The following is a 14,094-nucleotide window of genomic DNA, read 5'->3' on the forward strand; positions in this document are numbered from 1 at the left end:
GGGACATGGCCATCCACCTCACCAAGGAGAGCAAGGTCCTCGTCCAGGGCATGACCGGCGGCGAGGGCATGAAGCACACCCGGCGCATGCTCGCCGCCGGCACGGATGTCGTCGGCGGCGTCAACCCGCGCAAGGCGGGCCAGAGCGTCGACTTCGACGACCGCGCCGTGCCCGTCTTCGGCTCGGTGGGCGAGGGCATGGCGGCCACCGGGGCGGACGTCACGGTCGTCTTCGTGCCGCCCGCCTTCGCCAAGGCCGCGGTGATCGAGGCCGCCGACGCCGGCATCGGCCTCGCGGTCGTCATCACCGAGGGCATCCCGGTCCACGACTCGGTGGCCTTCACCGCCTACGCCGCACAGAAGGGCACCCGGATCGTCGGCCCCAACTGCCCCGGCCTGATCACCCCCGGCCAGTCCAACGCCGGCATCATCCCGTCCGACATCACCAAGCCCGGCCCGATCGGCCTGGTGTCGAAGTCCGGCACGCTGACCTACCAGCTCATGTACGAGCTGCGCGACATCGGCTTCTCCACCTGCGTCGGCATCGGCGGCGACCCCGTCGTCGGCACCACCCACATCGACTGCCTCGCCGCCTTCCAGGACGACCCCGACACCGAACTGATCGTCCTGATCGGCGAGATCGGCGGCGACGCGGAGGAACGCGCCGCCGCGTACATCCGCGAACACGTCACCAAGCCGGTCGTCGGCTACATCGCCGGCTTCACCGCCCCCGAGGGCAAGACCATGGGGCACGCCGGCGCCATCGTCTCCGGCTCGTCCGGCACGGCACAGGCCAAGAAGGAGGCGCTGGAGGCGGTCGGAGTGCGGGTGGGGAGCACACCGACCGAGACGGCCCGCCTGGTCCTGGCCGCGCTCGGGACCACCGGGTGATGTCACTCACGGTCGCCGCACGGTGACTGTGGCGTTTCCTGACTCGTCAGTAGCTTCTGGGTGAGACACCCTCGAAGTACGGCGCCGCGCACGGCAGTGCGAGCCGTGTGCGGCGCAGCCACGCAACTCCCGCCCGACCGTGCACCGAGAGCGGAGCAAAACGATGGCATCCACCCTCATTCCGAGCACCGGCTCCCCGACCCTCACCCTCAAGGCCGGCACCGCCTGGGCAGACGCCTGGCAGCGCTGTCTGGCCGTCGCGCCCGAGGCGTTCCAGGACGACCGCGTCCTCAACCTCTGGAACGCCACCTGGCAGGCGGACGGCCACGTCCTGCCCGCCACCACCCCCGTCGACGGCACCCCCATCGCGGCCCCGCCGCGCCTGGACGGGGACGCCGCCCACCAGGCCGTCCGCGCCTCGCTCGACCAGCACCGCGCCTGGCGGCACATCCCGCTCGACGAACGCCGCGCCCGCGTCGCCGCGACCCTCGACGCGCTCACCGAGCACCGCGAACTGCTCGCGCTGCTGCTCGTCTGGGAGATCGGCAAGCCGTGGCGGCTCGCGCAGGCGGACGTCGACCGGGCCATCGACGGCGTGCGCTGGTACGTCGACGGCATCGAGCCGATGCTCGCCGGACGGACCCCGCTGGCCGGCCCGGTCTCCAACGTCGCCAGCTGGAACTACCCGATGAGCGTCCTCGTCCACGCCATGCTGGTGCAGGCGCTGGCGGGCAACGCGGTCATCGCCAAGACCCCGACCGACGGCGGCGTCGCCTGCCTGACGCTGGCCTGCGCGCTCGCCGCCCGGGAAGGGCTGCCCGTCACCCTCGTCAGCGGCAGCGGCCGCGAGTTGTCGCAGGCGCTGGTGCGGGCGCCCGAGATCGGCTGCGTCTCCTTCGTCGGCGGCCGCGACACCGGCGCCGCGGTGGCCACGGCCGTCGCCGACCTCGGCAAGCGGCACATCCTCGAACAGGAAGGACTCAACACCTGGGGTATCTGGAACTACTCGGACTGGGACACCCTCACCGCGGTCGTGCCCAAGCTCTTCGACTACGGCAAACAGCGCTGCACGGCCTATCCGCGCTTCGTCGTCCAGCGCGCGCTGTTCGACGAGTTCCTGGCGGCGTACCTCCCGGCGGTCCGTACCCTGAAGGTCGGGCACCCGCTCGCCGTCGAGAAGCGCGACGACCCCTACCCGGCCCTCGACTTCGGCCCGTTGATCAACGCCGCCAAGGCCAAGGACCTGAACGACCAGGTGGCCGAGGCCGTCGACCGCGGCGCCGTCCCGCTGCACCGCGGCAAGCTCGACGACGCCAGGTTCCTGCCCGGCCAGGACACCTCCGCCTACGTGCAGCCGGTCACGCTCCTCAACCCGCCGCCGTCCTCCCCGCTGCACCACGCGGAACCCTTCGGCCCGGTCGACACCATCGTCCTGGTCGACACCGAGGCCGAACTGCTGGCCGCCATGAACGCGTCCAACGGCGCGCTGGTCGCCACGCTGTCCACCGACGACCGCACGACGTACGAACGACTGGCCCCGCAGATCCGCGCCTTCAAGACCGGCCACGGAAAGCCGCGCTCCCGCGGCGACCGCGAGGAACTCTTCGGCGGATTCGGCGCGTCCTGGCGGGGCGCGTTCGTCGGCGGCGAGCTGCTGGTGCGGGCGGTGACGCAGGGCCCGGAGGGGGAGAGGCTGCCGGGGAACTTCCCCGAGTACCACCTGATGCCGTAGTCATCCGAGCACCTTCCGTCACGGCGCCTGTCGCGGCGAGGGGTGGAAACGCAGGTGAAGGGCACTCCGAAACCTTGGTATTGTTGTCCCTGTCGCCGCCGGGAACAGCCCCGGCAAGGCGGCGGACACCTGGTCCGGGTGGCGGAATGGCAGACGCGCTAGCTTGAGGTGCTAGTGCCCTTTATCGGGCGTGGGGGTTCAAGTCCCCCCTCGGACACGCACTCCAACGATACGCAGCGAGGGCCTCGACCTGACGGTCGCGGCCCTCGTCGCGCGTCCTCCTTGCAGGCTGTGTCCACAACGCCAAGAGGTTCAGATGCTCTACCGGAGCCCTGCTGACTTTTGCGCCGAGTACGCCCGAGCACACAACCGCAGCAAGACCGATGAGTTCGGCGCCGTGTCCACACTGGAGCAGGTGACCGTCGTCAGCGAGACCGCGGACACGGCGCGGGTCGAGGCACTCTGGTTCACCTTCGGCCATCAACCGGAGGCCGGGTACTACGACGTTCTTGAACGCACCGCCTTCGTCCTGGTCAAACGGCACGACGGGTGGCGCCTGCACTCCGAGGAAGTCCTCGGCTACGAGTGACCGGTGTGGTGCCGGTCTCGCCTGGCCGTGTGACTTACCGGTCGGTGATGTCGCAGAGCCACGCCGTGTCCTCCGGGCCCGGGGCGTCGGGGCCGGGGTCGGGGAGCCGGCGGACCTCTCCCGTGCGCAGGGCGACCGTGGCTCGTGCCCGCATCGGCCCGTCGCCCCTGCGGGAGAGCAGGACCAGTTCCCAGACCGTCGCGGTCATGGCGTCCAGCCGGGTGGCGCAGTCGGCGGTGACGTGCCGCGGATCCCGGGTCCGGCCCAGGGACAGATGGGGCGTGAAGTCCTCGGCGGGCCCGCGACAGCGCGGGAACCGTTGTCGCAGTGCGCGGTGCAGGTCCGCCCATGGCGCCTCGCCGGCCGCCGCCGGGTCCAGCCACACGGTGACGTACGCCCTGTGCCGGAAGGTGCGCACGCCGTCCAGCCGGGTGGTGAACACCGGCGTCATGGCCGTCGCCGCGGACAGCAGCGGGGCCGCCCGCTCGAAGTCGGACTCCGGCACGAAGCCGGGGAGCACGTTGACGTGCGGCGGCCATCGGTGGATCTGCGGATCGTGGTCCCGGCGGATGTCCTGGATCGGCGGCCACAGCTCCGCGGGCGGGATCCAGGCCACCGCCGTGCGGGCGGTCGGGGACACGTCGAGCACGCGGGCGGGCTCGCCGCTGTGGGAGCTCAGGTCCGCCCGGGGGTCCCGCACCCGGCCGGCGCCCGAGGCGTCGACGCGGTCCACGCCCGTGGCCCGGTCCCAGACCAGTTCGCCGTCCGCCTCGATGGACACCACCCGGTGCCACGGGATGTCGCCCCCGGGCACGAAGGAGGGCAGCGGGACGCGTGCGAGACCACCGCCGCGCCGGCTGATTCTCAGCACGAACCGGGCCGGGTCGAACCGGGTGTCCCAGCGGACCTGGTGATAGACCTCGTCGCTGGTCCGCATCACGAGTCCTCTCCCCGCCACCGCACCTTCCCTTCTTCCAGGGTGCCACCACCGGAACGCGGTCGTGGCGCCCTCGGTCAGGTGCGGCTGCCCGCGTCCGACGAGGGCGTGCCGGGAGCGATCGCGGACAGGACGCGCAGGGCGGCCGTACCGGCGTTCGTCAGCACGGCGACGGCAGGGGCCGTCCACTGGTCCAGCCGGCGCTGCAGGTCCGGTTCGAGTTCGATGGTGATCCGGACGTATCTGCTGTTCAGCGTGGCTGCCTTGGGCGTGTGGGGCTGCGGCTCCGCCTGACCGCGCCGCAGGGCCGCGCGGTAGTTGTCCTTGCGTTGGTTCATGCGTTTTCCTGACGCTTGAGGAGTTCGTTCGCGAGGTCGATGTAGGCGGTCTTCCGGACGCGGACCGGTCCGCCGAACGACTGGGAGTAGAGGTCGAGGCGGGCGATCTGCGTGTCGAGCACCTGGAAGCCCCGTTCCGCGAGGACTTCCCGGGCGTCGGCGTCGGGACCGGTACGCGTGGTGTCAGGGCGGTTGGTGCGGTTGAGCAGCACCGCGGTGCGGGCCGGCTTCGCGCGCAGGGACTGCACATCGCCCATTTCGGTCTGGATGGGGGCCATCCGGTCCAGCTCGATGGGAGCCGGAGTGACCGGCACGAGCCACTCGTTGGCGTGGAGCATGACGCTACGGGCGATGCGGGCGTGGTCCTCGAGCTGCGGGGCGTCGAGCACCACAGCCTGGCGCCCGCCGAGGAAGTCGTCGATGCGACGGTGTACGTCGCCGACGGGAAGGGCGATCACGGGGAAGGGGAAGCCGCCGGCGAGTTCGCTCCAGCGCAGTGCGGAACCGGCCGGATCGCTGTCGACAAGGAGCGGGGGCAGGCCCAGCTCGTGGAGCGCATGGGCCAGCCAGACAGCGCTGGTCGTCTTCCCGACTCCGGGCTTCAGATTCACAAAAGCACAGCTCAGCAGCACGTCCGTCACCGTATTGAGCCCGACCGGCCGGTGCCGCCCGCCGCGCGGAGCGGGCGCCCGGGTTCACCCGGGAGTCGGCCTGGGCGTCGTACGGGCGTCGTACGGGGCGAGCCGCCGGACCGTGGCGTGTGCCCCGGCACCCGTGTCGGGTGCCGGGGCAGATCATCCATGACGGGTCAGCGCCCGTTGAGGCCCCTGTCCACCGCCGCCGTCAGCTCGCCGTCGGCCGTGTCGCCGTCCATCGACCAGAACATCGCCCCGCCCAGCCCGAGCTTGCGGACGTACGCCGCCTTGGTCCTGAGCACCTTCGGGTCGTCGTACGTCCACAGCGTGGTGCCGTCGAAGATCCAGGCGCTGCCGTTCCACCGGTCCCGGTGCACGGTGTACGTGCCGGAGGCGGCCAGGCCCTTGAGGACCTTGTAGTCCTCGTAGCCGTCCGCGTACGTGCCCTTCGCCGGACCGGTGGCCGGCTGGCCGAGGCCGTCGCCGCCCCCGCTCACCCCGGTCCAGCCCTGCCCGTAGAACGGCATGCCGACCACCAGCTTGCGGGGCTGGGCGCCCCTGCGCACCCAGTCCCGCACCGTCCGGTCCACGCTGAAGTCGCCCGGCGCGAACAGGGCGGACTGCTGAGCCGTCGTGGGCTGGCCCGACACGTGGTAGTCGTAGCCCTGGAGATTGACGAAGTCGAAGTCCCGCATGATCCGCGGGATGTCGAACCCGGCGTCGATCGCGCCCGGCGCGGCCGGTACGAACGCCGTCAGGTCGTAGTGCTTGGCCTTCCTGCCGCGCGGCGCCTGGCTCTTGGCGTACGCGTCGAGCTGGGTGCGGAACTCGTGGACGAGGGCGGTGAAGTTGCGCTTGTCCTCGGGTCGGTAGACCGTGTCCGTGTCACCCGGCGAACCGGGCCACTCCCAGTCCAGGTCCACGCCGTCGAACAGCCCGGCGGCCGAGCCCGCGCCACCGCGCGCGCCGTCGACCGGCAGATTGCCCTTGATGTACAGGTCGATGCAGGACGACACGAACCTCTTGCGTGACTCGGCGGTCAGCGCGGCGTCGGAGAAGTGGGTGGACCAGCTCCAGCCGCCCAGCGAGATCAGCACCTTGAGGCCGGGGTGCTTGGCCTTGAGCTCCCGCAGCTGGTTGAAGTTGCCGGCGAGCGGCTGCGTGTCGGTGTCGGCGACGCCGTCCACGGAGTTCTCGGCGTCGAGGGGGCGCGCGTAGTCGGCCCAGGCGTCCGCCTCGCCCGGTACGTTCCCGGTGAAGCACTCGCCCTCGGCGTTCACGTTGCCGAAGGCGTAGTTGATGTGCGTCAGCCTGGCTGCCTGACCGCTCGTGTCCAGGTCCTTGACCTGGAAGTCGCGGCCGTACACGCCCCACTGCGTGAAGTAGCCCACCCGCTTGCCGTGTGGGGCGGTGGTGGTGTGCGACTCGCCGGCGACGGCCGTTCCGGCCGCCGGGGCGAGGACGGCGAGCAGGGACAGGGAGCAGGTGGCAACGGCCACTCGTCTCAGGGTTCTTCGCATGAGGGGGAACGTATTGGTATGGACCATTGCCGTCAATAGGTCCGTGGCGCCTGGCGCCTCGGGCGCCGGCCCGCTAGGGGGCCGGGCGGACAGGGGCCGGCTTGGGCACGACGACGAGTGCGTCGCCGACCGGACGCTCGCCGGTGGCGTCGCTGGGGCGCCCCTGCAGCGCGCCGCGGACGACCATCGTCGTGGAGCCGCCGCCGTCCAGGTTGACCGCGTCCACCGCGCCCAGGCTGCGCAGCACCTCGGCGGTCTCGGTGATCGACAGCCCCGCGCTCCGGTCGGGGCGGCGGCCGTCGACGGTGAGCAGGAGAACGCGTCCGTCGGCGGTGACTCCGGCGGCCGTGCGCGGATTGCGGCGCAGATACCAGTTGTTGTACACGGCGGCACGGTCCGCGCCCGTGATGTCCTCGGGGCTCCAGCCGTCCCGGACCGGGTCGAGGGCGATCGCGCCGTCGCGCAGCAGCAGCGGACCGCCGTTGACGACGGACGTCCTCGCGGCGAGCGGCACCGCGGCGCCCGTGTCGGCGTCGGACACCGTGCTGCGCACCGTGAACCGGGCACCCGTGCGGGCGTGGGTGCGCAGCCATCGGGCCTCGGTGCCGGTGCCCTGGAGCAGGGTGCCGCGCGCGGGCACGGTGCCGCCCCGGCTGCCGCGCACCGCGGTCACCCGCCCGGTCGCGTCGAGGGTGACCTGGTATCCGGGCCCTTGGGGAGCGGTGTTGCCGAACTTCGCCGTGAGGGCGACCAGTTCGTTGACGTTTCCGCAGGTGTAGTCGTGCGCCGGGTGGGAGAAGGGGGTGATGGTCCCGACGCCGCCGCAGTTCGCGATCAGTCCCGGCTGCCGGTTGAGGCCGGTCACCTTGCGGGTGGCGCCGCCGGCCGCCGCGACCGTGCTGCTGGTCCGCAGCCGGCGTACCGAGGTGCCCCGCACGCTGTCGCCCGGGATCACCAGGGCCGGCCGCGCGCCCACGGACTCGGAGAGCAGGGCGCCGCCCACCACCGAGATGCCGGCGGGATCGCCGTCGGTGCCGGCCACCCAGTTGCCGGGAGTGGTGTGGGAGCCGCCGATGACGAAGTAGCCGCCGTTGACCGCCGCGAGTGCGTGGGCGCGACGCGCCGTCGCGCTGGTGGTCTCGCGTCCCGGCACGACGCCGCTCGCCAGCTCCGACCGCAGGCTGCCGCGGAACCGGGCGGGGTCGAGGACCAGCACGTCCAGGGACCAGGGGCCGTCCGTGGCGTGCCCGTCCGCGCCGGTGTGCTGGACGGCGGCGGACAGCCCGCGCGCCGCGATCGCCGTCCTGGCCCGGTCGGCGGCGGCTTCGTCGGAGTAGCGGCCGACGCGTACCGTCCAGCCGAGCGGCCGGTCCTGCGGCCCACGGGGGTCGGGTCCGGCGGTGCGGTCGAGGCGTGGCGTGTACCCGGCGGCGCGGACCCTGTCCGACAGTGCGTCGGCCTCCGCCTCGCTCGTGGCGAGACCGACCGTGACCGTCCAGAACTCGTGCGACGACACCCGGCCGCGCTCGATCGCGATGTGTGTGACGCCCGGCGCGATCTGCCGGGAGGTACGGGTCTCCGTGAGGTCGGCGGGTCCCAGCGGCAGCTCCGCCGCGACCGCCGCGTCGGCGCGCTGCGCGGCCGGCTGGATCTGCGCGCCCGCGGTGATCGTGGCGCCGACCAGGAGGGCGGTGGTCACCGCGCCGAGCAACCGACGTCGTGCCGTGCGGAGCTGCATGGCCAAGCCCTTTCAGCTGGAGGGTCAGCTGCGACCGTGCATGCCGCACATGTCGTCGAGCCGACCGCCCCTCTGACGGGCGGCGACGGGATGGTTACCGTATGGAGCGGTGGCGTGTCTCCCACGCGCGGGCCGGGTCGTCGAGCGCGATCCGCGCCACCACGGGGAGGTGGTCGCTCCCCGTCCTGGGCAGGGTCCGTATGTCGGTCACGGTCGCGCCGCGCGCCATGACCTGGTCGATCCTGGCGACGGGGAACGCGGTGGGCCAGCTGAACTCGAAGTCCTCGTCCGGGGAGTGGAGTCGTGAGGTGAGCGGCGTCAGGCCCCGGTCCCGTGTCGTGCCGTTGAGGTCGCCGGCCAGGATCACCGTGGCCGACCGGTCACCGGCGATCCGTCCGCCCAGCAGGCCCGCGCTCTCGTCGCGCCACCTGGTGTCGAATCCGGCGGTCGGCCTGATCCGCACCGACGGCAGATGCGCCACGTACACGGCGACGGCGCGCTCCGGCGCGACCCGGACGACCGCCCGCAGCCCCCGGTTCCAGTCGCCCGGCACCTGCTCCGGCCGGATGTCGGCCGGCCCCTTCTCCGTCAGCGGATACCGCGACCACAGACCGACCGTCCCCACCACCACGTGATACGGGTAGCGACTCCTGAACTCCGCCTCGTAGACCGGCAGTTCCTTTGCCGTGAGCTCCTGGAGCGCCAGCAGGTCCGGGCCGGTTCCGGCGAGGGCGCGGGCCGTGGCCGCCGGGTCCCCGTTCTCGTCGCTGACGTTGTGCTGCACCACCGTCAGGTCGTGGGCGCCCGGATCCCGGGGCAGCAGCGACGGGGCGAACTGGGCGGCCCAGACCACGGTCGCCGCACCCCCGGCCGCGACCGCGCTCGCCGAGCGGCGCAGTGCGGCCACCGCGAGCAGCGGCACGACCGGCAGGCCCAGCCAGGGCAGGAAGTTCTCGGTCAGAGCCCCCACGTTCCCCGGGGTGCCGGGCACGAGGGAGGGGAAGAGCAGCACGAGGGCGACCAGCAGGGCCGACGCCGCGGTGACGCGCCCACGGGTCCAGGCGGTCCGCCCGTCCTCGTCGCGCCCCCGCCAGGGCCGCCGCCGGAAACGGTCACGGAACCGACGCGCGGCCACGGACACCCCCAAGTGCTGTCAGACCCGCGGGCCCACCCCTGTGCTCACCGGCCCGTCGACGGCGACGATACGCCGTCGACGGGCGGGACCTCCGCCCGGCCCGCACGGGCCCCCGGGTCAGTGGCGCGGGAAGTACTGCTTCGGCAGCCGCATCCCGCGGTCGGCCATCAGCTCCCGGACGTGGTTCGGGTAGTTCGTGATGATGCCGTCGACGCCCATGTCCATGAGCGCCGCCACCGTCGCCGGGTCGTCGCAGGTCCACGGGACGACCTTGAGGCCCCGGGCGTGCGCGGCGTCGATCATCGCGCGGTCGGGGTAGAAGCGGAAACCGGGGTCGCCGATCTTGCCGTTCTGCGGGAAGCCGTAGTTGGGGGAGAGGGCCTCGACGCCCGGTACCGTCGCGGCGGCCTTCACGAAGTCGCCGTCGTAGTCGTCGGCGTCGATCCCGCCGAGCCAGGGGGAGGCGCCCTCCTTGCCGACCTGGAGGAAGTCGTAGTTGGTCAGCGCCACCAGCGGCCACCGCGGCGCCAGCTTGTGCATCGCCTTGAGCGCGCCCCAGTCGAAGGACTGGATGCTGACCTGGCGCTCCAGGCCGGAGGCGCGGATCTCCTCGAAGACCCGGCGCACGAAGAGCTCACGCGGCGCGGTCTGTTCGGGCGCGCCCGCCTCGACCTTCGTCTCGATGTTGAGGGTGACGTCCTTGGCCTTGTAGCGCTTGACCAGGTTCAGCACATCGCGGAGCTCGGCCATCCGGGCGCCCGCGATCTGCTCCTGCTCGGGGTGGCCGGGCAGCTGCTGGAAGCCGCAGTCCATGGTCTTGATCTGCGCCAGCGTCAGGTCCTTGATGTACTTCCCGACGTACGGGTACTGCGCATCGCCCGGCACGACCGGAGCCGTGTCCCGGCACTTCTGGGCGCTGACCTGCCGGTCGTGCGTGACGACGACCTTGTGGTCCTTGGTGACCTGGGTGTCCAGCTCCAGCGTGGAGACGCCGAGGCGCAGCGCCTTGCCGAAGCCCTGCAGGGTGCTCTCGGTCGTCATGCCCAGGCCGCCGCGGTGGGCCTGGAGGTCGAAGCGCGCCTTGTGGGTCGACGCGTGGGGGCCGTCCGTCGTCGCCTGGGCGGCCGCGGGGGCGGCCAGCACCGGCAGCAGGGCCAGGCCGACGAGGGCATGTCGTGCGGACATCGGAACCTCACTGGTGAAGATCGGGGTGTGGTCGGTCGGGTCGATCGGGGCGATCGATCCCTGGACGCTAGTTCGAGACCCGGCGCGCTTGAAGACCTGGACGTGATGCCGCTGTGAACGCTGGAGGAACCCGAGGGTCACGCCGTACGGGCCCGGTGGCAGGAAAATGGCAGGCCGTCCGCGCGTCGGACGCGGCATCATGACGGTTCGCCGCCGTCCTCGCCACCGAAACGAAGGGCGCGCGCCACGCACTCCGGGGGGTTTCCGTGACCGTGACCAACATCCTGCTGTCCGGCGTCGTCGGCTCGACCGCCTACGGCCTCGCCCACGAGGGCTCCGACGTGGACCGGCTCGGCATGTTCGCCGCCCCCACCGAGACCCTCCACGGTCTGCACGGCCCGAAGGAGTCCCACGTCACCACCGCACCCGACCGCACCCTGCACGAAGCGGCGAAGTGGTGCCGCCTCGCGCTCGGCGGCAATCCGACCGTCATGGAACTGGTCTGGCTGCCCGAGGAGTTGTACGAGGTCAGGACCCCCCTCGGTGACGAGCTGATCGGCATCCGCTCGACCCTGCTCGGCGCCCGCCGGGTCCGAGACGCGTATCTCGGCTACGCCACGCAGCAGTTCCGCAAGCTCCGCAGCCGTGCCGGCGACCCGGTCGGCCTCAGGCGCACCGCCAAGCACGCCCGCCACCTCAAGCGGCTGTGCACCCAGGGCTACGAGCTGTACGCCACCGGCCGGCTGACCATCCAGGTCGAGGACCCCGGGAGCTACCACGCCTTCGGCGAGCGGGCCGCCGCCGACCCCTCGACGGCGCTGCCGCTGCTGCGCCACTTCGAGGAGGCGTTCGACGCGACGCCCGGCGTCCTGCCCGAACAGCCCGACGAGAGGGCCGCCGAGGCGTGGCTGCGACGGGTCCGGCGGCACTTCTACACGGCGGACGGATCCTAGGGCCCCTCGTTCGCAGCAGGCCCTGGGGCCGGTCGAAAATGCCGTGCGGCCGGCGGTTCGGGCTCCCTACACTCGCCTCGTTGTCGAACAGCGAGTCGAGCGAGGGGGGACGGGCCATGCGTGAGCGTGCCGCTGTCGTCGTTCCCCGCTCCCGCTACGAGGTGATCCTCGTGTCCTCGGCCTTCCGGTGCCCGCTGCGCGGCCGGCACCGGAAGGCCGTGACGACCATCTGAGCGCACGCAGGTGCGCGTCGGTACACGCCGACGCCCCGCGCCCGCCCGCCGCTTCATGTCACGTCCGGACATCGCGCCGCCCACGCACACACATCACCCGAAAGGCCAAGGGCCGTGCGCACCGCACTCGACCGACACCTCACCGCCGTCCGCAACCTGGGCATCCTCGCCCACGTCGACGCCGGGAAGACCACCCTCACCGAACGCGTCCTCTACGCCACCGGCACCACCCACCGCCGCGGCGAGGTCCACGACGGCACCACCGTCACCGACTTCGACCCCCAGGAACGCGACCGGGGCATCACCATTTTCGCCGCGGCCGTCAGCTGCGCCTGGGAAGGGCACCGGATCAACCTGATCGACACACCCGGACACGTCGACTTCGCCGACGAGGTCGAGCGTTCGCTGCGGGTGCTGGACGGGGCGGTCGCCGTGTTCGACGCCGTCGCCGGTGTCGAGCCGCAGAGCGAGTCCGTCTGGCGGCAGGCCGACCGGCACGGCGTACCGAGGATCGCGTTCGTCAACAAGCTGGACCGCGCGGGCGCCGACCTCGACGCGGCCGTCGCCTCGATCCGGAGCCGGCTGCACCCGGCCCCGCTGGTCGTGCAGCTGCCGATCGGCGCCGAGGACGGCTTCACCGGCGTCGTCGACCTGGTCCGGATGCGGGCGCTGATCTGGGCCGAGGGCGCCGAGACCGCCGCGGCGCGACCGGTTCCGCCGGACCTGCTGGACGAGGCGCGGCGACGACGACAGCTGCTGGAGGAAGCGGTCGCCGAACTGCACCCGCAGGCGCTGGAGGAGTTCTGCTCCGCCGCCGGGCTGTCGGAGCGGACCCTGTCCGCGGCCCTGCGCGACCTCACCCGCAGCGGCGACGGCGTCGTCGTCCTGTGCGGGTCGGCGTACCGCAACCGCGGTATCGAGCCGCTGCTCGACGCCGTCGTGGCCTACCTGCCGTCACCGCTGGACGTGCCGCCGGTGCGCGGCACAGGGGGCGAGGAACGCCAGGCCGACCCGCGGGCGCCGCTCGCGGCCCTGGCGTTCAAGGTGAGCGCCACACCGACGGGACGCCTCACGTACGTGCGGCTGTACTCGGGGACGATGGAGAAGGGGGACATTGTGTGGGAGGCGGGCGCGCGGCGCACCGAGCGGATCGGGCGGATCCTGCGGGTGCAGGCCGACCGGCACGCGCAGGTGGACCGGGCCGTCGCGGGCGACATCGTGGCCGTGGTCGGGCTGAAGGCCGCCCGCGCCGGCTCGACCCTGTGCGCGCCGGACGCGCCGCTCGTCCTGGAGCCCCCGGGCGTGGCCGAACCGGTCGTCACCGTGGCCGTCGAGGCCCGCACGTCCACCGACGCCGAACGGCTGGCCACGGCGCTCGCCCGGCTGGCCGAGGAGGATCCGTCGCTGGTCGCGCGGACCGACCCCGAGACCGGGCAGACCGTGCTGTCCGGCATGGGCGAACTGCACCTGGAGGTGGCGGTGGAGAAGCTGCGGCGCGGCCACGGGCTGGACGTGGGTGTCGGCCGGCCCAGGGTGACGTACCGCGAGACCGTCGGGCGCGGGGTGGCCGGGCATGTCCACCGGCATGTCAAACAGGACGGCGGGGCGGGCCAGTTCGCCCATGTCGTGCTGGACGTCGAACCGCTGGAGGAGGGGTTCGCGTTCCGCTCGGCGGTCGTCGGCGGGCGCGTGCCGCAGGAGTACGTGCGTGCCGTCGAGGCCGGCTGCCGGGACGCCCTGACCGAGGGCCCGCTCGGCGGGCATCCGGTGACCGGGCTGCGTGTGACGCTGACCGACGGGGCGACCCATGTGAAGGACTCGTCCGAGACGGCGTTCCGGACGGCCGGCCGGAACGGGCTGCGCGACGCCCTGCGCGGCTGCGCGATGGTCCTGCTGGAGCCGGTCGTCGAGGTCACGGTGACCGTGCCCGAGGACGCCGTGGGCGGTGTCCTCGGTGACCTCGCCGCCCGCCGCGGCCGGGTGACCGGCTCGCGGAACCGGGCGGGCTCGGCGGTCGTCACCGCCACCGTGCCGCTGGCCGAACTCTTCGGCTACGCGACCCGGTTGCGCAGCCGCACCCAGGGCCGCGGCACCTTCACCGCCCGGCCCACCGGGTACGCGCCGGCGCCGGTGACCCCGGCGGCGACGGCCGGCCGGTAGCGCCGACGGCGGCCCCACCCCCACCTCGGGGGCGGGGCCGCCGCCGGCG

13 protein-coding genes and 1 tRNA gene are annotated in these 14,094 nt (G+C 72.8%); 7 read left to right on the forward strand and 7 right to left on the reverse strand.

Features of this window, described 5'->3' with window-relative positions; translation table 11 throughout:
• Positions 1 to 5 precede the first annotated feature (5 nt).
• From sucD to ACZ7LV_RS13530, 4 genes are all read left to right on the forward strand, one after another.
• A complete protein-coding gene (sucD, locus tag ACZ7LV_RS13515; protein WP_471938896.1) occupies positions 6 to 890 on the forward strand; it encodes a succinate--CoA ligase subunit alpha in 885 nt (294 codons plus the stop codon).
• A gap of 163 nt (positions 891 to 1,053) precedes the next feature.
• Positions 1,054 to 2,622, forward strand: coding sequence for an aldehyde dehydrogenase family protein (locus ACZ7LV_RS13520; RefSeq protein WP_471938897.1), 1,569 nt, complete (start codon positions 1,054 to 1,056; stop codon positions 2,620 to 2,622).
• A gap of 132 nt (positions 2,623 to 2,754) precedes the next feature.
• A tRNA-Leu gene (locus ACZ7LV_RS13525) sits at positions 2,755 to 2,839 on the forward strand.
• A gap of 180 nt (positions 2,840 to 3,019) precedes the next feature.
• Positions 3,020 to 3,211: a hypothetical protein gene (locus ACZ7LV_RS13530; RefSeq protein ID WP_471938899.1), complete on the forward strand. Its 192-nt coding sequence runs from the start codon at positions 3,020 to 3,022 to the stop codon at positions 3,209 to 3,211.
• Between the two features lie 34 nt (positions 3,212 to 3,245).
• On the opposite strand, the gene ACZ7LV_RS13535 is transcribed toward ACZ7LV_RS13530, so the two are convergent.
• From ACZ7LV_RS13535 to ACZ7LV_RS13565, 7 genes are all read right to left on the reverse strand, one after another.
• Positions 3,246 to 4,148: an RNA repair domain-containing protein gene (locus ACZ7LV_RS13535; protein WP_471938900.1), complete on the reverse strand. Its 903-nt coding sequence runs from the start codon at positions 4,146 to 4,148 to the stop codon at positions 3,246 to 3,248.
• A gap of 77 nt (positions 4,149 to 4,225) precedes the next feature.
• Entirely contained in the window at positions 4,226 to 4,486 is a 261-nt protein-coding gene (locus ACZ7LV_RS13540; protein ID WP_471938902.1) for a hypothetical protein, read from the reverse strand.
• A complete protein-coding gene (locus ACZ7LV_RS13545) occupies positions 4,483 to 5,097 on the reverse strand; it encodes a nucleotide-binding protein (RefSeq protein ID WP_471938904.1) in 615 nt (204 codons plus the stop codon). Before ACZ7LV_RS13545 ends, ACZ7LV_RS13540 begins: the two co-directional genes overlap by 4 nt.
• Positions 5,098 to 5,294: 197 nt before the next feature.
• On the reverse strand, positions 5,295 to 6,668 hold the full coding sequence (locus ACZ7LV_RS13550; RefSeq protein WP_471938906.1) for a glycoside hydrolase family 18 protein: 1,374 nt from the start codon (positions 6,666 to 6,668) through the stop codon (positions 5,295 to 5,297).
• Between the two features lie 46 nt (positions 6,669 to 6,714).
• Positions 6,715 to 8,379 (reverse strand): phosphodiester glycosidase family protein, encoded by a 1,665-nt coding sequence (locus tag ACZ7LV_RS13555; RefSeq protein WP_471938907.1) that lies wholly within the window; start codon positions 8,377 to 8,379, stop codon positions 6,715 to 6,717.
• Between the two features lie 94 nt (positions 8,380 to 8,473).
• The gene (locus ACZ7LV_RS13560) at positions 8,474 to 9,406 is read right to left on the reverse strand and encodes an endonuclease/exonuclease/phosphatase family protein (protein ID WP_471939212.1); all 933 of its coding nucleotides are present in this window, start codon (positions 9,404 to 9,406) and stop codon (positions 8,474 to 8,476) included.
• A 225-nt stretch (positions 9,407 to 9,631) separates the two neighbouring features.
• On the reverse strand, positions 9,632 to 10,699 hold the full coding sequence (locus ACZ7LV_RS13565) for a glycerophosphodiester phosphodiesterase family protein (RefSeq protein ID WP_401666034.1): 1,068 nt from the start codon (positions 10,697 to 10,699) through the stop codon (positions 9,632 to 9,634).
• A 266-nt stretch (positions 10,700 to 10,965) separates the two neighbouring features.
• Here ACZ7LV_RS13565 and ACZ7LV_RS13570 point away from each other — a divergent pair, with 266 nt between their 5' ends.
• The 3 genes from ACZ7LV_RS13570 (at position 10,966) to fusA (ending at position 14,045) form a co-directional block, all read left to right on the forward strand.
• Positions 10,966 to 11,652, forward strand: coding sequence for a nucleotidyltransferase domain-containing protein (locus ACZ7LV_RS13570; protein WP_471938909.1), 687 nt, complete (start codon positions 10,966 to 10,968; stop codon positions 11,650 to 11,652).
• Positions 11,653 to 11,732: 80 nt separating this feature from the next.
• Positions 11,733 to 11,885 carry a hypothetical protein gene (locus tag ACZ7LV_RS13575; RefSeq protein WP_471938911.1) on the forward strand — a complete coding sequence of 51 codons (153 nt, stop codon included), beginning with the start codon at positions 11,733 to 11,735 and terminating at the stop codon, positions 11,883 to 11,885.
• Between the two features lie 114 nt (positions 11,886 to 11,999).
• A complete protein-coding gene (fusA, locus tag ACZ7LV_RS13580; RefSeq protein ID WP_471938913.1) occupies positions 12,000 to 14,045 on the forward strand; it encodes an elongation factor G in 2,046 nt (681 codons plus the stop codon).
• Positions 14,046 to 14,094: the final 49 nt, after the last annotated feature.

The organism is Streptomyces sp. NPDC107562 (assembly GCF_055657325.1).